This window comes from Citrobacter sp. Ce104 (genome assembly GCF_030334595.1).
GTDB classification, from domain to species: domain Bacteria; phylum Pseudomonadota; class Gammaproteobacteria; order Enterobacterales; family Enterobacteriaceae; genus Citrobacter; species Citrobacter europaeus.
In genome coordinates this window covers 469,256-488,866 of record NZ_JAOWDP010000069.1, presented here as the reverse complement: position 1 = coordinate 488,866, position 19,611 = coordinate 469,256, and the positions used below count along the sequence as shown (strand labels likewise).

At 52.2% G+C, this 19,611-nt stretch carries 21 protein-coding genes; 14 read left to right on the top strand and 7 right to left on the bottom strand.

Annotated elements, in window-relative coordinates; genetic code table 11:
- Positions 1–85 precede the first annotated feature (85 nt).
- Entirely contained in the window at positions 86–631 is a 546-nt protein-coding gene (gene rimL / locus OGW16_RS25085; RefSeq protein WP_286519223.1) for a 50S ribosomal protein L7/L12-serine acetyltransferase, read from the top strand.
- On the opposite strand, the gene ydcK is transcribed toward rimL, so the two are convergent.
- Entirely contained in the window at positions 623–1,603 is a 981-nt protein-coding gene (ydcK, locus tag OGW16_RS25080; RefSeq protein ID WP_200007059.1) for a YdcK family protein, read from the bottom strand. The genes rimL and ydcK overlap by 9 nt on opposite strands.
- Before the next feature lie 113 nt (positions 1,604–1,716).
- Between ydcK and tehA the strand changes: the two genes are divergently transcribed.
- The 3 genes from tehA to OGW16_RS25065 all read left to right on the top strand — a co-directional run bounded on the left by tehA (position 1,717) and on the right by OGW16_RS25065 (position 4,141).
- Entirely contained in the window at positions 1,717–2,718 is a 1,002-nt protein-coding gene (tehA, locus tag OGW16_RS25075; protein ID WP_047411105.1) for a dicarboxylate transporter/tellurite-resistance protein TehA, read from the top strand.
- The gene (tehB, locus tag OGW16_RS25070) at positions 2,718–3,314 is read left to right on the top strand and encodes a tellurite resistance methyltransferase TehB (RefSeq protein ID WP_043016244.1); all 597 of its coding nucleotides are present in this window, start codon (positions 2,718–2,720) and stop codon (positions 3,312–3,314) included. Before tehA ends, tehB begins: the two co-directional genes overlap by 1 nt.
- A gap of 155 nt (positions 3,315–3,469) precedes the next feature.
- Positions 3,470–4,141, top strand: coding sequence for a DUF3313 domain-containing protein (locus OGW16_RS25065; protein ID WP_172863019.1), 672 nt, complete (start codon positions 3,470–3,472; stop codon positions 4,139–4,141).
- 40 nt (positions 4,142–4,181) lie between these two features.
- On the opposite strand, the gene OGW16_RS25060 is transcribed toward OGW16_RS25065, so the two are convergent.
- Positions 4,182–5,090 (bottom strand): DMT family transporter, encoded by a 909-nt coding sequence (locus OGW16_RS25060; protein WP_080625218.1) that lies wholly within the window; start codon positions 5,088–5,090, stop codon positions 4,182–4,184.
- A 183-nt stretch (positions 5,091–5,273) separates the two neighbouring features.
- Here OGW16_RS25060 and OGW16_RS25055 point away from each other — a divergent pair, with 183 nt between their 5' ends.
- Positions 5,274–6,143 carry a helix-turn-helix domain-containing protein gene (locus OGW16_RS25055; RefSeq protein ID WP_043016247.1) on the top strand — a complete coding sequence of 290 codons (870 nt, stop codon included), beginning with the start codon at positions 5,274–5,276 and terminating at the stop codon, positions 6,141–6,143.
- Here OGW16_RS25055 and OGW16_RS25050 read toward each other — a convergent pair.
- Positions 6,126–7,292, bottom strand: a complete 1,167-nt coding sequence (locus OGW16_RS25050; protein ID WP_080625217.1) for a benzoate/H(+) symporter BenE family transporter — start codon at positions 7,290–7,292, stop codon at positions 6,126–6,128. The genes OGW16_RS25055 and OGW16_RS25050 overlap by 18 nt on opposite strands.
- Before the next feature lie 105 nt (positions 7,293–7,397).
- On the opposite strand from OGW16_RS25050, the gene OGW16_RS25045 reads away from it, so the two are divergent.
- Both OGW16_RS25045 and OGW16_RS25040 read left to right on the top strand, forming a co-directional pair.
- Positions 7,398–7,934, top strand: coding sequence for a helix-turn-helix domain-containing protein (locus OGW16_RS25045; RefSeq protein WP_043016249.1), 537 nt, complete (start codon positions 7,398–7,400; stop codon positions 7,932–7,934).
- Positions 7,935–8,013: 79 nt separating this feature from the next.
- Positions 8,014–9,975: a peptidase U32 family protein gene (locus OGW16_RS25040; RefSeq protein ID WP_043016250.1), complete on the top strand. Its 1,962-nt coding sequence runs from the start codon at positions 8,014–8,016 to the stop codon at positions 9,973–9,975.
- A gap of 3 nt (positions 9,976–9,978) precedes the next feature.
- Here OGW16_RS25040 and OGW16_RS25035 read toward each other — a convergent pair whose 3' ends face one another.
- The 4 genes from OGW16_RS25035 to OGW16_RS25020 form a co-directional block, all read right to left on the bottom strand.
- Positions 9,979–10,209, bottom strand: coding sequence for a DUF2554 family protein (locus tag OGW16_RS25035; RefSeq protein WP_043016251.1), 231 nt, complete (start codon positions 10,207–10,209; stop codon positions 9,979–9,981).
- A 189-nt stretch (positions 10,210–10,398) separates the two neighbouring features.
- Positions 10,399–10,524 carry a DUF2474 domain-containing protein gene (locus tag OGW16_RS25030; protein ID WP_003020230.1) on the bottom strand — a complete coding sequence of 42 codons (126 nt, stop codon included), beginning with the start codon at positions 10,522–10,524 and terminating at the stop codon, positions 10,399–10,401.
- The gene (gene cydB / locus OGW16_RS25025; protein ID WP_043016252.1) at positions 10,524–11,534 is read right to left on the bottom strand and encodes a cytochrome d ubiquinol oxidase subunit II; all 1,011 of its coding nucleotides are present in this window, start codon (positions 11,532–11,534) and stop codon (positions 10,524–10,526) included. The genes OGW16_RS25030 and cydB overlap by 1 nt, the downstream gene beginning before the upstream one ends.
- Complete coding sequence (locus OGW16_RS25020) at positions 11,534–12,937, bottom strand: cytochrome ubiquinol oxidase subunit I (RefSeq protein WP_199994722.1); 1,404 nt, start codon at positions 12,935–12,937, stop codon at positions 11,534–11,536. The genes cydB and OGW16_RS25020 overlap by 1 nt, the downstream gene beginning before the upstream one ends.
- 263 nt (positions 12,938–13,200) lie before the next feature.
- Between OGW16_RS25020 and OGW16_RS25015 the strand changes: the two genes are divergently transcribed.
- The 7 genes from OGW16_RS25015 (at position 13,201) to OGW16_RS24985 (ending at position 19,591) form a co-directional block, all read left to right on the top strand.
- Positions 13,201–13,377, top strand: a complete 177-nt coding sequence (locus OGW16_RS25015) for a type II toxin-antitoxin system HicA family toxin (protein WP_047411120.1) — start codon at positions 13,201–13,203, stop codon at positions 13,375–13,377.
- Between the two features lie 46 nt (positions 13,378–13,423).
- Positions 13,424–13,840, top strand: a complete 417-nt coding sequence (locus OGW16_RS25010) for a type II toxin-antitoxin system HicB family antitoxin (RefSeq protein WP_123915356.1) — start codon at positions 13,424–13,426, stop codon at positions 13,838–13,840.
- 92 nt (positions 13,841–13,932) lie between these two features.
- Positions 13,933–15,342, top strand: a complete 1,410-nt coding sequence (locus OGW16_RS25005) for an aminotransferase-like domain-containing protein (protein ID WP_286519220.1) — start codon at positions 13,933–13,935, stop codon at positions 15,340–15,342.
- A gap of 329 nt (positions 15,343–15,671) precedes the next feature.
- Entirely contained in the window at positions 15,672–16,817 is a 1,146-nt protein-coding gene (ydcS, locus tag OGW16_RS25000; RefSeq protein WP_080625212.1) for a putative ABC transporter substrate-binding protein YdcS, read from the top strand.
- A gap of 16 nt (positions 16,818–16,833) precedes the next feature.
- Positions 16,834–17,850 carry an ABC transporter ATP-binding protein gene (locus tag OGW16_RS24995; RefSeq protein WP_003833135.1) on the top strand — a complete coding sequence of 339 codons (1,017 nt, stop codon included), beginning with the start codon at positions 16,834–16,836 and terminating at the stop codon, positions 17,848–17,850.
- The gene (locus OGW16_RS24990; RefSeq protein ID WP_043016259.1) at positions 17,851–18,795 is read left to right on the top strand and encodes an ABC transporter permease; all 945 of its coding nucleotides are present in this window, start codon (positions 17,851–17,853) and stop codon (positions 18,793–18,795) included. It begins immediately after the preceding gene.
- Positions 18,785–19,591, top strand: a complete 807-nt coding sequence (locus OGW16_RS24985) for an ABC transporter permease (protein ID WP_043016260.1) — start codon at positions 18,785–18,787, stop codon at positions 19,589–19,591. The genes OGW16_RS24990 and OGW16_RS24985 overlap by 11 nt, the downstream gene beginning before the upstream one ends.
- Positions 19,592–19,611 lie beyond the last annotated feature (20 nt).

Here is a 19,611-nt window from a genome sequence, read left to right as displayed (position 1 = left end):
CGGCACTTGCTGTGTAAAAGGGCTTCCAAAAGGGAAGCCCTTCCTGTTTTTATTTAATGAGATTAACCAGCATAACGGAATGAAAATGTCAGAAGTGATTACCATCAATGACACGTTAGAACTGCGTGCCGTAGAAGAGCAACACGTCACACCTCTGCATCAGTTGGTGCTTAAAAATAAAATCTGGCTCCAGCAGTCGCTGAACTGGCCGCAGTTTGTTGCCTCTGAGGAAGACACCCGCAAGAACGTGCAGGGCAATATGATGCTGCACCAGCGCGGTTACGCCAAAATGTTCCTTATTTTTGCGCAACAAACTGTGGTGGGCGTCATCTCGTTTAACCAGATAGAACCGCTGAACAAAGCGGCTTATATTGGCTACTGGCTGGATAAGGAGCAGCAGGGAAAAGGCATCATGACCCTGGCGTTACAAGCATTGATTCATCATTTTGCACAGCGTCAGGAGATCCGCCGCTTTGTGATTAAATGTCGTGTGGAGAACGTTGAGAGCAACCAGGTGGCGCTGCGCAATGGCTTCCAACTGGAAGGGTGTATGCAACAGGCGGAGTTCCTTAACGGTGATTACCATGATGTGAATCTGTATGCCCGCATCATTGATGGTCCCTCAGAATAAGCCTGCGATAGGTGTGCGCGTAATGCGCTGCTCACCGTTGATCACCTTCGGCCCGCGCAGATGAATAGCATCGCCATCAAACGCTTCAATGTGCGCCTGGCCGGTTATTTCAATATGATGCTCGATCAGCACTTCGCCCTGCACGCAGGCGTGACCTTCAATCAGGATATGACCATCAAGCTGGAGCGGCCCACCGCGTAAATGCGCGTGACCGCCGACCAGCACATGGTGTTTCAGCACGCAGTTACCTTCAACCACCGCGTGCTCCGCCACCTGCGAGCTGTAGCGCAGGGTAGGAATAGCGTCTTCTCCGGTTCCGGCGACGACGCGCGCATGGCCGTAGACTTTGGCGCAATCGCAAATCCAGACATTGTTCTCTTCATTACCTTCCACTTGGGCGAACTCAAAAACTTCCACCCGATGTTCGATAAACGCATAGTTGATTTGCGCATCGCCATAGATCTGCGCCTGATGAACCACCCGAGAATGACTGACGGTGGCCCGTTCGTAAATTTGCAGAAGCTGGTCGCGTTCACGGGTTAGCCCCCTGGCGGCGATGATTTCAGAGCCACACATAACGCGCGCATCACCGAAGAGAAGGCACTCACCGCGAACCACCGAATCCTGAATGGTGACGTTGTCACGTATTTGCGCGTTGTGGCTGATTTCAGCCCGGTCAATCCACACGGCATCGCTAATCTGCGCGCCATCTCTGATTACGCTTGACTGGGTAATGCGGGCGTTTCCTGTAATCGTCGCCCCGGCAAACGCGAGCGCGTTTTCATCGTAAATCCAGCAGTCGCCGCTTTGCGACAATACGCATTCGTCATCAATCCAGCCGCCCGGTGTACCGGCCAGGACATCACTAAAATCAGTGAGCGCAATGATTTGGCGTAGTAATACGCTTTTTTTATTGCCATTATCCTGGTAACTAAAGGAACGAGGCTCATCGCCCAGACGATATTTGGTCATAGCTCATTTCCGTGTGGCGCACCTTAGTTAAACGTAGCAAAGTTTTCCGCACTGGCTAAATCAGCGGAAATTCCATAAAATGCATTTCAAATATACTTTAAAAAATAAACAAAATGAGTAAGAACAAACAGAGTGAGCGGGTCCTCAATCTTCCGGCCGGTTATTTTGGCATGGTACTGGGCATCATCGGGATGGGATTCGCGTGGCGTTATGCCAGTCAGGTGTGGCCAGTGAGCCACCGGATTGGCGACGGTTTAGTGATCCTCGCCATGGTCATTTGGGGGCTGCTGACGCTAGCCTTTCTGAGCCGTTTACTGCGATTTCCGCATAGCGTATTGGCGGAAATTCGTCACCCGGTGATGAGTAGCTTTGTCAGTCTGTTTCCGGCCACCACGATGTTGGTAGCGATTGGTTTTGTCCCATGGTATCGACCGCTGGCTATTGGATTGTTCAGCATTGGGGTGGTGATACAGCTGGCATACGCGGCCTGGCAAACGGCAGGGTTATGGCGCGGTGCGCATCCAGAGGAAGCCACCACGCCGGGTCTGTATCTGCCAACCGTCGCCAATAACTTTATCAGCGCAATGGCCTGTGGAGCGCTTGGTTTCAATGATGCAGGATTGGTTTTTTTGGGCGCAGGGGTATTTTCCTGGCTCAGCCTGGAGCCAGTGATTCTGCAACGTTTACGTAGCTGCGGCGAGCTGCCTGCGGTTTTACGAACCTCACTTGGCATTCAACTGGCGCCTGCGCTGGTCGCTTGCAGCGCCTGGCTTAGCGTCAACGGCGGCGAGGGCGATACGTTAGCTAAAATGCTATTCGGCTATGGTTTGCTGCAACTTCTGTTCATGCTACGCCTTATGCCGTGGTATTTGTCACAGCCATTTAATGCGTCTTTCTGGAGCTTCTCGTTTGGCGTGTCGGCTTTGGCGACAACAGGGCTGCACCTGGGGCACGGAAGCGATTCGGGATTTTTTCATACGCTGTCGATCCCACTGTTTATTTTTACCAATTTTATCATTGCATTATTACTGGTACGTACGTTTGCATTGCTGATGCAGGGAAAACTGCTCATCCGCACGGAGCGTACTGCATTACTGAAATCTGAGGATAAATAATGACCCTTTGCGACGAAAACTACTTTACTGAGAAATACGATTTAACCCGTACACATTCCGATGTCGTTGAAGCGGCAAAAATTGTAAAACCGGGCAAAACGTTGGATCTGGGCTGCGGTAACGGTCGTAACAGCCTGTACCTTGCGGCAAACGGTTATGACGTGACAGCATGGGATAAAAACCCCATGAGCATCGCTAATCTTGAAAGGATCAAAGCCGCTGAAGGGCTGACTAATCTGCAGGCGAATGTTGCGGACCTCAACGCATTACGCTTTGATGGCGAATATGATTTTATTCTGTCTACCGTTGTGCTGATGTTCCTTGAAGCCAAAACTATCCCTGGCCTTATTGAAAATATGCAACGTTGCACGAAACCGGGTGGATATAACTTAATCGTTGCGGCGATGGATACCGATGATTTCCCGTGCACCGTTGGTTTTCCGTTCGCATTTAAAGCCGGAGAATTACGCAACTATTACAACGGGTGGGATCTGCTGAAATATAACGAAGACGTGGGCGAACTTCATCGCACGGATGAAAACGGTAATCGAATTAAACTGCGCTTTGCCACAATGCTGGCACGTAAAACTGCCTGAGTCTCCCGTCTGGGTTAACTCTTTCTGCGTTCAGCATTTTTTGTGCTGAGCGCAGAGATAAAATTGTGCGGTGCTTACCATTTTTAGTACATCTAAAATGAAACTGTTTTGCTATCCTTTTTAGGCATCATTGCGAAAACTAAAGGGATCGTTTCATGCGTACTCAAACTTTATTTAAAGTTGCAGTGCTTACTGGCTTGTTGGCATTATCCGGCTGTGCGTCAAAAGTAACCGAGCCGGAAAAATATTCTGGGTTTTTAAAAAATTACTCTGATCTGAAGGAAACAAAATCAGCATCGGGACAAACGGTACTCCGTTGGGTTGATCCGAGCTACAACGAATCCAAATATGACAACATTGTTTATAACCCGGTAACGTATTATCCGGTTCCTAAGCCTACTACGCAGGTAGGGCAGCAGGTTCTTGATCAACTGCTGACCTATACCAATACACAGTTGAAATCCGCTATCAGCAAGCGTAAACCGCTGGTGGCTACCCCTGGACCACGTAGCCTGATTTTCCGCGGAGCGATTACCGGTGTTGCGACCAGCAAAGAAGGGCTGCAGTTCTATGAAGTGGTTCCGGTTGCCCTGCTCGTTGCAGGAACGCAAATGGCGACGGGTCACCGTACCATGGATACCAACCTCTATTTCGAGGGTGAGTTGATTGATGCGGCGACCAATAAACCAGTGATTAAAGTTGTACGTAAGGGTGAAGGCAAGGACCTGAACAACGAAAGCACGCCGATGGCGTTCGAGACGTTGAAGAAAGTTGTTGATGAGATGGCGACTGATGCCACCATGTTTGACGTGAATAAAAAACCATAATAATAATGAAGAACGCACCATGCCTGGATGGTGCGTTTTTTTATGCCGTCCGGCGTCGATATAATAGTTTACCCATCAGCGCTTCTGGTCGGGCAAACATCACCATATTCCCCAGTAATATCAATACGAGTCCGGCAATCGCATTAACCTGCCAGACGTATCCTTCATACAATGTTGATAGCGTCAGCGCGACCAGCGGGAAAAGCAGCGTACTGTATGCCGCCTTACTGGGGCCAATGCGACCTACCAGTGTGAAATACGCGCCGAAGGCAATCACTGAGCCAAAAATAGCCAGATACAACAGCGCGCTAAGATAGCTAAATGTCCACTGCGGCGTGAAGTTGTCACCGCGCACCAGCGCAATGGCGGCGATCAGCAGCGTACCGTACAGCATGGCCCAACTGTTGGTTGTTAACACTTCCAGCCCTTTTTTCTGGTGACGCAGGCTGATCATATTACCCAATGAGAAGCCGAAGGTTCCCAAAGCGCTTAAACCGATGCCCAGCATCAGTGAATGGTTGAACCCGCTGTTAAGCAAATCTTGCCAGAATAGGGTAACAATGCCCGTCAGTCCCAGACCGGCTGCAATATAAAAGCGCAGCGGTGGTTTTTGCCCAAAAAAGATGAAGCTATTGACCGCATTGAACAGGACTGCCATTGAGAAAATCACCGACTCCAGGCCGGTATTAATCCACGCTGCAGCTGAATAAAAGCACCAGAAATTGAAGCAAAAAACGCATCCGCCCTGTAACAGGCAAAACAGATGATCGCGGCCAGACAGTTTGCGTAATTTACCGCTAACCAGCAGGATAACTATCATCACCGAACTGGCAACGGCAAAGCGCCAAAAAATAGAAACCGGCGCAGAAACCGGGCCTTGCTGCAAATAAATCGCAATCCATGTCGTTCCCCAAATGACCACCACCAGGCAGTACAACAGTGCGTTCATACAACTCTCTCTTTTTGTCGTCAGGCTCACACTGTGTCATGTCTGGTGGCAGGAGGCTTTCATCGGCTTGCGGCGGACTTGCAAAATCTTGCGCTTTTTTAGCGTAAAAGCGAAAAGGCAGCTGTTAACAATATGTGGCTGTTATAGACTGAAAGCCTGCTAACTTATTTTGAATGTGATGGTATGCCTCAGCCCTACGATGCCTTTGAAAACTTACGCAAACATAATGCCGTGCTGCATGAATCGGTTGCGTTACATTCAGGGATCCAACTGGCGGCCTGGTCAAATAAGCGTGATACCATCACTCAGTATTGCGATCACCATACGCTCAGTTTATACATCGCGGATGGCTACGAGAGTTACCACAAAACGGCGGGAGGCTGGAAGAATGGCGGGGGACCTGACCGTTTTTGCCTGATGCCGAAAGAAAGCGAGTCAAGTTGGGATATCCGCGACGATCTCTCCTTTGTTCACCTGTATTGTACCGACGCTCATCTGCGCGAAGTGGGTGAAAAAGTCTGGGACAAAAGCCCCTATAGCTTTACGCTGGACGAGCATACATTTGGCAGTGACCCGGGGATCACGGCGGTTTACCGTCAGTTTTTGCTTGGTAACGACTGGCAGCAACCGGCCAATCATCTCACGCTCAGCGCTGCCTCTTCGCTGCTGTTAACGCATCTGATCCAGCATTACAGTAATGTTCAATGGCGACTGCCTACCGTCACTGGAGGACTTGCGCCGGCCACCTTACGCAACGTGCTGGCCTATATTGACGCGCATCTGGCGTACCCAATAACCCTGAGCGACCTCGCAAGCGAGGCGGCGCTTAGTGAATTCCACTTTGCCAGAATGTTTCGCCAGTCGATGAAAACGGCACCGCATCAGTACGTGATGCAACGCCGTATGGCGCTGGCGCAGCATCTGGTCTGTTACTCTTCACGCAGTTTGTCGGACATTGCGATGGCCTGCGGGTTCAGTTCTGCGAGCCATTTTAGTAATCGGTTTAAACAGGTAACGGGTAAAACGCCAACGCAGTTACGTGCGGCGAAATAACGTCAACACTGCGTAGCAGATACCGCCGACCACTAATCCCCAGAATGCAGAGCCAACACCCAGTAGCGTCAGGCCGCTGGCCGTGACCAGAAACGTAACGATAGCTGCATCGCGCTCTGCTTCATTATGCAATGCCTGATATAAACTACCGCTAATCGTCCCGAGCAAAGCAAGACCGGCCAGCATCTGGATCCAGCTTACCGGCAGGGCCGCCATCATTCCTGTGACCGAACCGCCAAACACCCCAGCCAGAAGATAGAAAACACCAGCAGCGGCGGCGGCGAGCCAGCGCCGTTTAGCATCAGGATGCGCTTCGGGGCTTTGGCAAATTGCGGCGGTGATAGCGGCAATGCAAATGGAATAGACGCCAAACGGTGAAAACAACATGGCCAGCAGGCCGGTAAAGACAATGAGTGGTGAAACGGGTAACGAATAACCCGACGCATTCATAGTGGCAATACCTGGAGCATTTTGCGAAGCCATAGTGACCAGAAACAGCGGTAGTGCAATGCTGATACTGTGGGCCAAAGAAAAGTGGGGGGCAATAAACGCTGGCATCACCGGCGACAGATCCACTCCGCTAGTGACAACGTCACCTTTCATCAGTGCGATAGCAATACCCGCCAGCATCGCGGCGATCGTTGCATACCGTGGGGCTGTGACTTTAAATACCAGCCATGCCACCAGCATACTACCGCACAAAATAAGCTCACTGTTGAGGCTATTAAACGCCTGCAGACCAAAACGCAGCAGGATCCCAGCCAGCATGGCTGATGCCAGTGAATGGGGGATTATTTTCATCAGACGGGCAAACAGCCCGGTTACGCCGCACAACACAATCAACGCATTAGCTACGATAAAAACGCCGATGGCATCCTGAATTGTGACGCCTTGCAGGCCCGTCACCAGCAGCGCAGCGCCGGGCGTTGACCAGGCTGTGAGCACAGGGGCGCGATACCATAATGTCAGCGCCAGCGTACTGACACCCATTGCTATTCCCAGCGCGGTCATCCAGCCCGCGATTTGTTCAGTCGTCGCACCTGCGGCCAGAGCCGCTTGCCAGATAATGGCAGCCGAGCTGGCGTAGCCGACCAGGACAGCCACGAAGCCCGATAGTACGGTGGGCAGAGGGATGGAAAATGCACGCATAGTGACTCCGTGTGCGTTATAACGGTCAATCACTGTAGCACTGTGCGTTATAGCGTACAAGTGTTAAGCTGTAGCCCTGAGAAGGGATAGTTAGGAAGGAGAAAAATGGATAACTTAACCCACTATCTGGCCACAACGCTCAAGACGCTACGTCACCAGCGGGAATGGAGTCTGTCGCGTCTGGCGGAGGAAACCGGCGTGTCGAAAGCCATGCTGGGGCAAATTGAGCGCAACGAATCCAGCCCAACGGTGGCGACATTGTGGAAAATTGCCACCGGACTGAACGTCCCGTTTTCGACCTTCATTTCACCACCGGAGTCAGACAGTGCGCCAATATTTGATCCCCAGCAGCAGGCGATGGTCGTCACACCGCTGTTTCCGTGGGATCCGCAGTTGTGCTTCGATCATTTTTCGATACTGCTGGCACCCGGCGCGCTCAGTGAATCGACTCCGCATGAAACCGGCGTGATAGAACACGTGGTGGTGATAAATGGGCTGCTGGATATGTGTATTGAGGGACAATGGCGCACCATTAAACCCGGCGAGGGGGTGCGTTTTGCCGGAGACAGGGCGCATAGCTACCGTAACGGTCACGAACAAACAGCGCACTTTCATTCGCTGATCCATTACCCGCGTAGTTAATCGGGAAAACTATTCCGAAAAGCCGCGCTTGTGACTACAATAGCCGCCATTTTTATCGCTTGTGGATGATAACAACTGTATGCGCCAGCAGCCTCATCACCTTGAATTGTTAAGCCCGGCCCGGGATACCGCCATTGCGCGTGAAGCCATATTACACGGCGCAGACGCTGTGTACATTGGCGGACCGGGTTTTGGCGCGCGCCATAACGCCAGTAACAGCCTGAAAGATATCGCCGAACTGGTGCCTTTCGCTCATCGTTACGGGGCGAAAATCTTTGTGACGCTAAATACGATCTTGCATGATGATGAGCTGGAGCCCGCGCAGCGGTTAATTACCGATCTGTATCAGACCGGCGTTGATGCCCTGATTGTGCAGGACATGGGAATCCTGGAGCTGGATATTCCGCCCATTGAGCTGCATGCCAGCACTCAATGTGATATTCGCAGCGTCGAGAAGGCGAAGTTTCTTGCTGATGTCGGATTCACCCAGATTGTCCTGGCGCGCGAACTGAGCCTTGAGCAGATCAAGGCCATCCATCAGGCTACGGATGCGACTATTGAATTTTTCATTCACGGGGCGCTGTGCGTCGCTTATTCAGGCCAGTGTTATATTTCACATGCGCAAACCGGACGCAGCGCTAACCGCGGCGACTGCTCTCAGGCTTGTCGCTTGCCGTATACCCTGAAAGACGATCAGGGGCGCGTGGTCTCCTATGAAAAACACCTGCTGTCGATGAAAGATAACGATCAGACCGCCAACCTCGGCGCATTGATTGATGCTGGTGTGCGTTCCTTCAAAATTGAAGGGCGCTACAAAGACATGAGCTATGTGAAGAATATTACCGCGCATTATCGTCAGATGCTGGACGCAATCATTGAAGAGCGGGGCGATCTGGCCCGTTCTTCAGCCGGGCGTACCGAACATTTCTTTACGCCATCCACGGAAAAAACCTTCCATCGCGGCAGTACCGATTACTTTGTGAATGCTCGTAAAGGTGATATCGGCGCATTCGACTCACCAAAGTTTATCGGTTTGCCGGTCGGCGAAGTCCTGAAGGTGGCAAAAGATCATCTCGATGTTGAAGTGACAGAACCGCTGGCTAACGGGGATGGCCTGAACGTGTTAATCAAACGCGAAGTGGTCGGATTTCGCGCCAACACCGTAGAAAAAACGGGGCACAATCGTTATCGGGTATGGCCGAATGAAATGCCCGCCGATCTGCACAAAGTACGTGCCAATCACCCGCTGAACCGCAACCTCGATCATAACTGGCAGCAGGCATTGACCAAAACCTCCAGCGAGCGGCGCGTCGCGGTCGATATTGAGTTGGGTGGCTGGCAGGAGCAGTTGATTCTGACGCTCACCAGTGAGGAGGGGGTGAGTATCACCCATACGCTGGATGGCCAGTTCGAGGAAGCGAACAATGCGGAAAAAGCGTTGAGCAACCTGCAGGATGGTCTGGCAAAGCTTGGACAAACGCTTTATTACGCCCGCAGCATTCAGGTGAATCTGCCGGGAGCGCTGTTTGTGCCGAACGGTCAACTGAATCAGTTGCGACGTGAAGCGGTCGACATGCTGGATGCTGCACGTTTGCAAAACTATCAGCGTGGCCGCCGTAAACCGGTTGTACAGCCGCCGCCGGTTTATCCGCAAACGCATCTGAGCTTCCTGGCTAACGTCTATAACCATAAAGCGCGTGAGTTTTATCACCGTTATGGCGTTCAGCTGATTGATGCCGCTTATGAAGCACATGAAGAAAAGGGCGATGTGCCGGTGATGATCACTAAACATTGCCTGCGTTTTGCGTTTAACCTGTGTCCGAAACAGGCGAAAGGGAATATCAAAAGCTGGAAAGCCACGCCAATGCAACTGGTTAACGGCGATGAGGTCCTGACGCTGAAATTTGATTGCCGACCGTGCGAAATGCACGTGATCGGCAAGATGAAACATCACATTCTGAAGATGCCGTTGCCGGGCAGCGTGGTGGCTTCCGTCAGCCCCGAAGAACTGCTGAAAACGTTGCCAAAGCGTAAAAACTAAAGGTCAGCTCAGATGAGTATCGGGCTTGCGTGATTTTTGCCAGTAATGGTGTTCGCGAAGATCGGCGGCGGATTCTTCCGCTGTCACTCGCAGTTCATCGCTGTCGGCGGTGTGTCGTAGTAAGTGATCGGCATCCTGCACCTGAAGATACTCATGTCCCTGATTAGTAGCGAAAAGCTGACCGGAAAAAAGCGCGCTGGCCAGCAATAACACCGTTAACCCTTTCTTAAACATCATGCACCCTCTGGTACGTTAGCTGCGGAATTGGCGATAATTTCGCCTGGTGACTATTCAATATTTTAATCGGCATAATGACAATCTCTGTTTTGTCATTTCGATGTTTTTTACATTTTTGTTTAGCCAACGTTGGGATTTGTCACAACCGGGTAGCGCGACGCTGCCCGGTTGTTATCAGGGAGAGATTCAGGACTTAAATCCGGCGGCCGTCATCAGGAGACGAAAGAACATACCAACGGCGGCGAGAGCCAGCACGCTGCCGCCCCAGAGGATCACCAGCCACATCAGGCGTTTCCAGATTGTTTGTTGCATCAATGATACCCCTCACCATGTTGAACTTTGCCGCGAAAAACGTAGTAACTCCAGAAGGTGTACACCAGGATTATCGGGATAATCAGCAGTGCGCCAACCAACATAAAGCCCTGACTTTGCGCCGGAGCCGCCGCCTGCCAGAGCGTAATGGACGGCGGAATGATATGTGGCCAGATACTGATCCCCAGCCCGCTGAACCCAAGAAAAATCAACCCCAGCGTCAATGCAAAAGGCAGCGTATGGCAGTGATGCTGCCCCAGTGAACGCCACAGCCAGATGCTGATAAGCGCAACCAGCAGCGGAACCGGCATCAGGAACCACAGGTTGGGCAGGCTAAACCAACGCTCGGCAATCGCACTGTGCGCCAGCGGCGTCCACAGGCTGATAATGGCAATGACAACCAACATCGCCAGAAGCAGTTTTTTTGCCACACGGCGCATTTTTTCCTGCAACGGATTTTCGCTTTTCATCACCAGCCACGTCGCTCCCAGCAGAGCGTAGGCTACAACCAGGCCAACGCCGCAGAACAGCGTAAACGGGGTCAGCCAGTCGAAAGGACCGCCGCTGTAGCTGCGTCCGGTGACGGAAAATCCATTGAGTACGGCACCCACCACGACACCCTGGGTGAATGTCGCGAGGATTGAACCGCCGAGAAAAGCTTTATCCCAGAATGGTCGATGCGCCGGCGTGGCTTTAAAACGAAACTCGAAGGCGACGCCGCGAAAAATCAGGCCGATTAGCATCAGTGTCAGCGGGATCGTCAGCGCATCGACAATCACCGCATAGGCCAGGGGGAAAGCGCCGAATAATCCAGCTCCGCCCAGCACCAGCCAGGTTTCATTGCCGTCCCATACCGGGGCGACGCTGTTGACCATCACATCACGGTCATCAGAGTCCTGAATCGCCGGGAATAAGATACCGATCCCAAGATCAAAACCGTCCATCACGATATACATCAACGTGGCGAACACGATAATTACAAACCAGATAACTGATAAATCGATACCCATTAGCGGTGTGCCTCCGGTTGAGAGTCGAGGACGGCAGCAGAAAGCGGCCGGGCAGGCGTGCCGGTGGGCGGAACGGTCGGGTCATCTTCCTGCGGCCCTTTGCGGATCAGGCGGATCATGTAGCTGTAACCCACGCCAAACACCGAGCTGTACACCACAAAGAAGGACAGCAGGCTGATGCTCATATGTAAATCGCCATGGGCGGAAACCGCATCCTCCGTACGTTGCAACCCGTAAACCACCCACGGCTGACGGCCAACTTCAGTAGTCACCCAGCCAGCAAGGATGGCAATCAGACCGGAGGGACCCATCCACAAGGCAAAGCGCAGGAAAGGGCGCGAGGTGTATAAACGTTGCTTATAGCGCAGCCACAGAGCAAATGCGCCCAACAGGATCATCAGCATGCCCAGTCCGGCCATTATGCGAAACGACCAGAACACCATGGTAGAGTTGGGCCTGTCTTCTTTAGGAAACTCTTTAAGGGCCGGAACCTGCTTATCCAGACTATGCGTCAGGATCAGACTACCCAGCGCCGGGATTTCCAGCCCATAGCGGGTGCGCTCCTGCTCCATATCCGGCCATCCGAACAGCAGTAGAGGAGTCGGTTCACCGGGGCGATTTTCCCAGTGTCCTTCAATCGCGGCAATTTTTGCAGGCTGATGCTTCAGGGTATTCAAACCGTGCATATCGCCAATCAAAGCCTGCAGCGGGGCGACGATTAACGTCATCCATAGCGCCATTGAGAACATGGCGCGAATAGCCGGAGTGTTATTCCCGCGCAATAAATGCCATGCGCCCGACGCTGCGACAAACAGCGCGCTGCTCAGGAAAGCGGCAACGGACATATGCAGCAAACGATAAGGGAATGAAGGATTGAAAATAACGGCGAACCAGTCGACGGGAACGACCTGGCCGTTAACTATTTCGTAACCCTGCGGCGTTTGCATCCAACTGTTGGAGGCGAGGATCCAGAAGGTAGAAATAATAGTACCCAGCGCAACCATACAGGTCGCGAAGAAGTGAAGCCCCGGGCCAACCCGGTTCCAGCCAAACAGCATTACCCCGAGGAAACCTGCTTCAAGGAAGAAGGCGGTGAGCACTTCATAGGTCAGAAGCGGCCCGGTGATGCTACCGGCGAACTCGGAAAAACCGCTCCAGTTGGTGCCGAACTGATAGGCCATCACCAGCCCGGAAACTACGCCCATCCCAAAGTTTACGGCGAATATTTTCGACCAGAAATGGTATAGCGAGCGCCAGACGGGATTTTTCGTTTTTAGCCATAACCCTTCGAGCACCGCCAGATAACTGGCGAGGCCAATGGTAATGGCCGGAAAGATGATGTGAAAGGATACCGTAAACGCGAACTGGATCCTTGCCAGGTGAAACGCGTCAAGACCGAACATGCTTAACTCCGCAGGCAAAATTGATTTAGCGCAATTCTAAGGCTGCGAACCACTCGAAGGCAGAAACAGAACAGTTCTTTTTAACCATAACAGTTGTCGCGCTGTTATAGATTGGCCCGGCTGATATGAAATCTGGAAGCTGGGTTCCCGTTATTGAATAGCGTCCTCCCCACGCTAGTAATTTTGCGATATTACTAGCAAGGTAATTAAAGAGTAATCATAAATGTTTACTTTGTGTGTATAATAGACGACAGGGAGGCGCAGTGAAGCAAAGTGAGTTCAGACGCTGGCTTGAATCTCAGGGAGTTGAAGTTACAAACGGCTCAAATCATCTGAAGTTGAGGTATCAGGGAAGGCGTAGCGTTATGCCCAGGCATCCTGGTGATGAGATAAAAGAGGCTCTGCGAAAAGCGATCCAAAAGCAGCTAGGCTTACAGTAATCATCATCAATATAAGGCTGATTATATGAGAAATTTTGAGAAAATCATGCGTTATCCCGTTAATCTAGTACCCGCCGTGGAAGGTGGGTTTGTGGTGTCTTTTCCGGATATTCCTGAAGCATTAACTCAGGGAGAAACCCGTCATGATGCTTTGCAGGCTGCGCAAGCCGCATTGGTCACCGCTTTTGAATTCTATTTCGACGATAACGAACCGATTCCTTTGCCTTCGGCGGTTGTCGCTGGCGCTGACTATGTGGAAATACCACTGAGCGTTGCGTCTAAAGTTCTGTTGTTAAATGCCTTCCTTGAATCGAATATTACCCAGCAGGAACTGGCAAACAGGATCGGCAGACCTAAGCAGGAAATCACTCGCTTATTCGATTTAAAGCACGCGACAAAAATTGATGCTGTGCAGATAGCTGCCCGCGCCTTAGGCAAAGAACTGTCATTAGCGATGTTGTAAAACTGTTAACTATAACAGTTATATAAAATACCTTGATTATGTAAACTGATATATACAGTGGTTGTCCCCGACACCGGTAATCAGGACAAAAAATGAAAAAATACCAGCGACTGGCTGAGCAAATTCGCGATCAAATTGCGTCTGGCGTATGGCAGCCCGGCGATCGCTTGCCATCATTGCGTGAACAGGTGGTCAGCAGCGGCATGAGTTTTATGACCGTCGGACACGCCTACCAGTTGCTGGAGAGTCAGGGGCGAATTATCGCCCGACCACAGTCGGGTTACTACGTTGCTGCGCGCCCTGAACGTGAACTGGCCACGCCGCAGGCGCAGGTCATGCGCGATGAAGCGGTGGATATCAACACCTATATTTTTGATATGTTGCAGGCCAGCCGGGATGCGTCAGTGATGCCATTTGCCTCTGCATTCCCCGATCCGCGTCTGTTTCCCCTCCAGCAGTTGAACCGCTCGCTGGCGCAGGTGAGTAAAACCGCCACCGCCATGAGCGTGATCGAAAACCTGCCGCCGGGAAATGCTGAACTGCGCCATGCCATTGCCCGTCGCTATGCTCAACAGGGGATGACCATTTCACCTGATGAAATAGTCATCACTACCGGTGCGCTGGAAGCCCTCAACCTGAGCCTGCAGGCAGTTACTGAACCGGGGGACTGGGTGATTATCGAAAACCCCTGTTTTTACGGGGCGTTGCAGGCCCTTGAACGATTACGCCTGAAGGCGCTTTCGATCGCCACCGACGTAAAAGAGGGGATCGATCTTACCGCGCTGGAGCAGGCGTTGCAGGAGTATCCGGTCAAAGCCTGCTGGCTGATGACCAATAGCCAAAATCCGCTTGGTTTTACGCTCAACCCAGAGAAGAAGGCGCATCTGGTCGCATTGCTGGAGAAATACCATGTAATGCTGATAGAGGATGATGTCTACAGCGAGCTGTATTTTGGCCGTGAAAAACCACTGCCCGCCAAAGCCTGGGATCGCGCCGACAGCGTTTTGCATTGTTCGTCTTTCTCGAAGTGCCTGGTGCCCGGATTTCGCGTTGGCTGGGTAGCGGCCGGGAAGCATGCCCGGCGTATTCAGCGACTCCAGCTAATGAGCACCTTATCCACCAGTTCCCCCATGCAGCTTGCACTGGTGGATTACCTGTCAACCCGGCGCTATGACGCACATCTGCGTCGCTTACGCCGACAGCTGGCGGAGCGCAAACAGCAAGCCTGGCAAACGCTGCTGCGTCATCTTCCGGCGGAAGTCAAAATTCACCACAACGACAGCGGCTATTTCCTGTGGCTGGAACTGCCAGAGCCGCTTGATGCAGGCGTGCTCAGTACCCAGGCGCTGGCGCACCATATCAGCATTGCGCCGGGAAAAATGTTCTCGACCTCGGGGAGCTGGACTCGTTTCTTCCGTTTTAATACCGCATGGCACTGGGGGGAACGTGAGGAACAGGCTGTAAAACAGTTGGGAAAATTAATTCGCGAGATGATGAAATAAAACATAACGCGCTATTTAATATAAAAGAATGGCGCGTTCATATTTCAGAAATAGAGGATACCTCGCCCTGATGTTATTTATATCGGGCGCTACCATACAAAAAATCAATAGTTATTACTATTGCCGCCATTGCATCTAACTCCTTGTCTATACTCCAGAAGATAAAAATCCCCGGTCAGCGTCAGTAGCGTAATGAGCGTTAGCTCACAACCTGATTAAATTTCCTTGCGCCAACAGGAACGCTTACCACACCCCGACTATTTTTAGGAAAGGACATATATTTACGGCAAGGCTGCCGCTCAATATTTTTTAGACAGGAGTAAGACGTTATGAGCAAGCAGCTTGCCCTCAGTAGCCTGTGCGCACTCAGTATGACGCTGATGACTGCACAGGCAGCCGAACCCCCGACATCATTAGATAAACCGGAAGGCCGTCTGGATATTATTGCCTGGCCGGGCTACATCGAACGTGGACAGACCGATAAACAATATGATTGGGTCTCGCAGTTTGAGAAAGATACTGGCTGCGCGGTCAATGTCAAAACGGCGGCCACATCTGATGAGATGGTCAGCCTGATGGCAAAAGGCGGCTACGACCTGGTTACCGCTTCCGGTGACGCCTCATTGCGTCTGATTATGGGTAAACGCGTTCAGCCGATTAATACCGCGCTGATCCCAAACTGGAAAAGCATCGATCCACGCGTGGTAAAAGGCGAGTGGTTCAACGTTGGCGGAAAAGTTTACGGCACGCCGTACCAGTGGGGACCAAACCTGCTGATGTATAACACAAAAATCTTCCCAACGCCGCCAGATAGCTGGAGCGTGGTGTTTGTTGAACAAAAACTTGCGGACGGGAAAAGCAATAAAGGGCGCGTTCAGGCCTACGATGGGCCGATCTATATTGCCGATGCCGCGTTATTCGTTAAAGCAACTCAGCCGCAGCTGGGCATTACCGATCCCTATCAGCTCACCGAACAGCAGTATCAGGCGGTTATCAAAGTTCTTAGCGATCAGCACGCGCTAATCCATCGCTATTGGCATGATACCACCGTGCAAATGAGCGACTTTAAAAACGAAGGTGTGGTGGCGTCAAGCGCATGGCCTTATCAGGCTAACGCTCTGAAAGGGGAAGGCCAACCTATTGCCACGGTTTTCCCAAAAGAAGGGGTTACCGGATGGGCTGATACCACCATGCTGCACAGCGAAGCGAAACACCCGGTATGTGCTTACAAATGGATGAACTGGTCATTAACCCCGAAAGTTCAAGGCGACGTTGCGGCCTGGTTTGGTTCTCTGCCAGTAGTGCCTGAAGGCTGTAAAGCCAGCCCGCTGCTGGGTGAAAAGGGCTGTGAAACCAACGGCTATAGTTACTTTGACAAAATTGCCTTCTGGAAAACGCCGATCGCAGAAGGTGGCAAATTCGTTCCTTACAGTCGCTGGACGCAGGATTACATCGCCATTATGGGCGGTCGTTAATTCCGCTGGGGGTTTTATGACGTACGCAGTGGAGTTTCATAACGTCTCGCGTCTGTACGGGGATGTTCGTGCAGTTGATGGCGTAAGTATTGCGATTAATGACGGTGAGTTTTTCTCTATGCTGGGGCCATCCGGCTCCGGCAAGACCACCTGTCTGCGCCTGATTGCAGGGTTTGAGCAGCTGTCAGGCGGCGCAATCACCATTTTTGGTAAGCAGGCCAGCGAATTGCCGCCCTGGGAACGGGACGTCAATACGGTATTTCAGGATTACGCGTTGTTCCCGCATATGTCGATTCTCGACAACGTCGCCTACGGGCTGATGGTCAAAGGCATTGATAAAAAACAGCGCCACGCCAAAGCGCGAGAGGCGCTGGATAAAGTTGCGCTCGGTTTTGTTTATGAACGCAAACCGTCGCAACTTTCCGGTGGTCAGCGGCAGCGCGTGGCGATTGCCCGGGCGCTGGTCAATGAGCCGCGCGTCCTGCTGTTGGATGAACCGCTCGGGGCATTGGATCTCAAGCTGCGTGAACAGATGCAGTTGGAGCTGAAAAAATTACAGCAATCTCTTGGTATCACCTTCATTTTTGTCACTCACGATCAGGGGGAAGCCCTGTCGATGTCCGATCGTGTGGCGGTGTTTAATAACGGTCGCATCGAACAGGTGGATTCTCCGCGCGAACTGTACATGCGTCCGCGGACACCGTTTGTGGCAAGTTTCGTCGGGACGTCCAATGTCTTTGATGCCACGATGTCAGCGAACGTTTGCGGGTTACAGGGGATGTTCTCCCTGCGCCCGGAACATATTCGTTTGAATGATGCCGGGGGAGAAGTCCAGGCTACGGGAGTTATCCAGGCGGTGCAGTACCAGGGCGCGGCGACACGATTTGAACTGAAACTGGCCGGTGGTGAAAAGTTGCTGGTTAGCCAGGCGAATCTGACGGGCGAAATGCTGCCCTCAACGTTGTCGCCAGGTCAGCAGGTGATGGCGTCGTGGTCACGCGACGTGATGGTACCGCTGGTTGAGGAGAGGTGAATGGCTATGAATGTCTTACATTCGCCTCCACAGTCGACAGGTCTGAACCGGATTTCAGGTTTCTTCTGGCGTAATCCGGGGCTGGGGCTGTTTTTGCTGCTCCTCGGACCGCTGATGTGGTTTGGCATTGTCTACTTCGGCTCATTGCTGACGCTGTTGTGGCAAGGTTTTTATACCTTCGACGATTTCACCATGTCGGTCACGCCGGACCTGACGCTGGCGAATTTGCAGGCGCTGTTTAATCCGGCCAACTACGACATCATTTTGCGTACCCTGACGATGGCGGTGGCGGTCACCATTGCCAGCGCGATTCTGGCGTTTCCGATGGCGTGGTATATGGCGCGCTATACCAGCGGCAAAATGAAAGCCTTTTTTTACATTGCGGTGATGTTGCCGATGTGGGCCAGCTACATCGTTAAAGCCTACGCATGGACGTTACTGTTGGCTAAAGACGGGGTGGCGCAATGGTTTTTAACCCATCTGGGGCTGGAGCCGCTGCTGCTCTCGTTTCTGACGCTGCCTGCCGTCGGCGGCAATACGCTGTCGACTTCAGGGTTAGGGCGCTTTCTGGTGTTCGTCTACATCTGGCTGCCGTTTATGATCCTGCCGGTACAAGCCGCGCTGGAGAGACTCCCGCCGTCGCTATTACAGGCCTCCGCTGATTTAGGCGCACGTCCGCGTCAAACTTTCCGCTATGTGGTCCTCCCACTGGCGATACCCGGTATTGCGGCAGGCTCGATTTTTACCTTCTCCCTGACGTTGGGCGATTTTATCGTGCCGCAACTGGTGGGGCCGCCGGGCTATTTCATCGGCAACATGGTGTATTCGCAGCAAGGGGCGATTGGCAATATGCCGATGGCGGCGGCATTTACTCTGGTGCCGATTGTATTAATCGCACTGTATCTGGCGTTCGTGAAGCGTCTGGGAGCTTTTGATGCACTCTGAACGCGCACCCTGGTTACTCAAACTGGCGGCATGGGGTGGGGTTATTTTCCTGCACTTTCCCATCCTCATCATCGCCACCTATGCTTTTAATACTGAGGAGGCTGCTTTTAGTTTTCCACCGCAGGGGTTAACGCTGAAGTGGTTTAGCGTTGCAGCGCAGCGTGGCGATATTCTGGAATCGGTGACGTTGTCACTTAAAATCGCTGCGTTGTCGACAGCTATCGCCCTCGTTCTGGGGACGCTGGCCGCTGCAGCACTGTGGCGCAGGGACTTTTTTGGTAAAAGCGCAATATCGCTGTTGCTGCTGTTGCCGATCGCGCTGCCGGGGATTATTACCGGCCTGGCGCTGTTGACGGCGTTTAAAACCATCAACCTGGAACCCGGTTTTCTTACGATCGTCGTGGGCCATGCGACGTTTTGCGTGGTGGTGGTATTTAACAACGTCGTGGCGCGTTTTCGCCGTACCTCATGGAGTCTGGTTGAAGCGTCTATGGATCTTGGCGCCAATGGCTGGCAAACCTTTCGTTATGTCGTGCTGCCAAACCTGGCATCGGCGCTGCTGGCGGGGGGGATGCTGGCGTTTGCCTTGTCGTTTGATGAAATCATCGTGACAACGTTCACCGCCGGACATGAAAGAACACTTCCTTTGTGGCTGCTCAATCAGTTGGGTCGACCACGAGATGTGCCTGTCACCAACGTTGTGGCATTGCTGGTAATGCTGGTGACGACACTGCCAATTTTAGGGGCCTGGTGGCTAACGCGTGAAGGCGACACTCTCGCTGGAAACGGTAAATAAACGACGATATGGGAAATTGC

Excerpts from the sequence above, each read along its gene's own strand:
- rimL (WP_286519223.1), top strand. The coding sequence starts at position 86 with ATGTCAGAAGTGATTACCATCAATGACACGTTAGAACTGCGTGCCGTA.
- ydcK (WP_200007059.1), bottom strand. The coding sequence starts at position 1,603 with ATGACCAAATATCGTCTGGGCGATGAGCCTCGTTCCTTTAGTTACCAG.
- tehA (WP_047411105.1), top strand. The coding sequence starts at position 1,717 with ATGAGTAAGAACAAACAGAGTGAGCGGGTCCTCAATCTTCCGGCCGGT.
- tehB (WP_043016244.1), top strand. The coding sequence starts at position 2,718 with ATGACCCTTTGCGACGAAAACTACTTTACTGAGAAATACGATTTAACC.
- OGW16_RS25065 (WP_172863019.1), top strand. The coding sequence starts at position 3,470 with ATGCGTACTCAAACTTTATTTAAAGTTGCAGTGCTTACTGGCTTGTTG.
- OGW16_RS25060 (WP_080625218.1), bottom strand. The coding sequence starts at position 5,090 with ATGAACGCACTGTTGTACTGCCTGGTGGTGGTCATTTGGGGAACGACA.
- OGW16_RS25055 (WP_043016247.1), top strand. The coding sequence starts at position 5,274 with ATGCCTCAGCCCTACGATGCCTTTGAAAACTTACGCAAACATAATGCC.
- OGW16_RS25050 (WP_080625217.1), bottom strand. The coding sequence starts at position 7,292 with ATGCGTGCATTTTCCATCCCTCTGCCCACCGTACTATCGGGCTTCGTG.
- OGW16_RS25045 (WP_043016249.1), top strand. The coding sequence starts at position 7,398 with ATGGATAACTTAACCCACTATCTGGCCACAACGCTCAAGACGCTACGT.
- OGW16_RS25040 (WP_043016250.1), top strand. The coding sequence starts at position 8,014 with ATGCGCCAGCAGCCTCATCACCTTGAATTGTTAAGCCCGGCCCGGGAT.
- OGW16_RS25035 (WP_043016251.1), bottom strand. The coding sequence starts at position 10,209 with ATGTTTAAGAAAGGGTTAACGGTGTTATTGCTGGCCAGCGCGCTTTTT.
- OGW16_RS25030 (WP_003020230.1), bottom strand. The coding sequence starts at position 10,524 with ATGCAACAAACAATCTGGAAACGCCTGATGTGGCTGGTGATCCTCTGG.
- cydB (WP_043016252.1), bottom strand. The coding sequence starts at position 11,534 with ATGGGTATCGATTTATCAGTTATCTGGTTTGTAATTATCGTGTTCGCC.
- OGW16_RS25020 (WP_199994722.1), bottom strand. The coding sequence starts at position 12,937 with ATGTTCGGTCTTGACGCGTTTCACCTGGCAAGGATCCAGTTCGCGTTT.
- OGW16_RS25010 (WP_123915356.1), top strand. The coding sequence starts at position 13,424 with ATGCGTTATCCCGTTAATCTAGTACCCGCCGTGGAAGGTGGGTTTGTG.
- OGW16_RS25005 (WP_286519220.1), top strand. The coding sequence starts at position 13,933 with ATGAAAAAATACCAGCGACTGGCTGAGCAAATTCGCGATCAAATTGCG.
- ydcS (WP_080625212.1), top strand. The coding sequence starts at position 15,672 with ATGAGCAAGCAGCTTGCCCTCAGTAGCCTGTGCGCACTCAGTATGACG.
- OGW16_RS24995 (WP_003833135.1), top strand. The coding sequence starts at position 16,834 with ATGACGTACGCAGTGGAGTTTCATAACGTCTCGCGTCTGTACGGGGAT.
- OGW16_RS24990 (WP_043016259.1), top strand. The coding sequence starts at position 17,851 with ATGGCTATGAATGTCTTACATTCGCCTCCACAGTCGACAGGTCTGAAC.
- OGW16_RS24985 (WP_043016260.1), top strand. The coding sequence starts at position 18,785 with ATGCACTCTGAACGCGCACCCTGGTTACTCAAACTGGCGGCATGGGGT.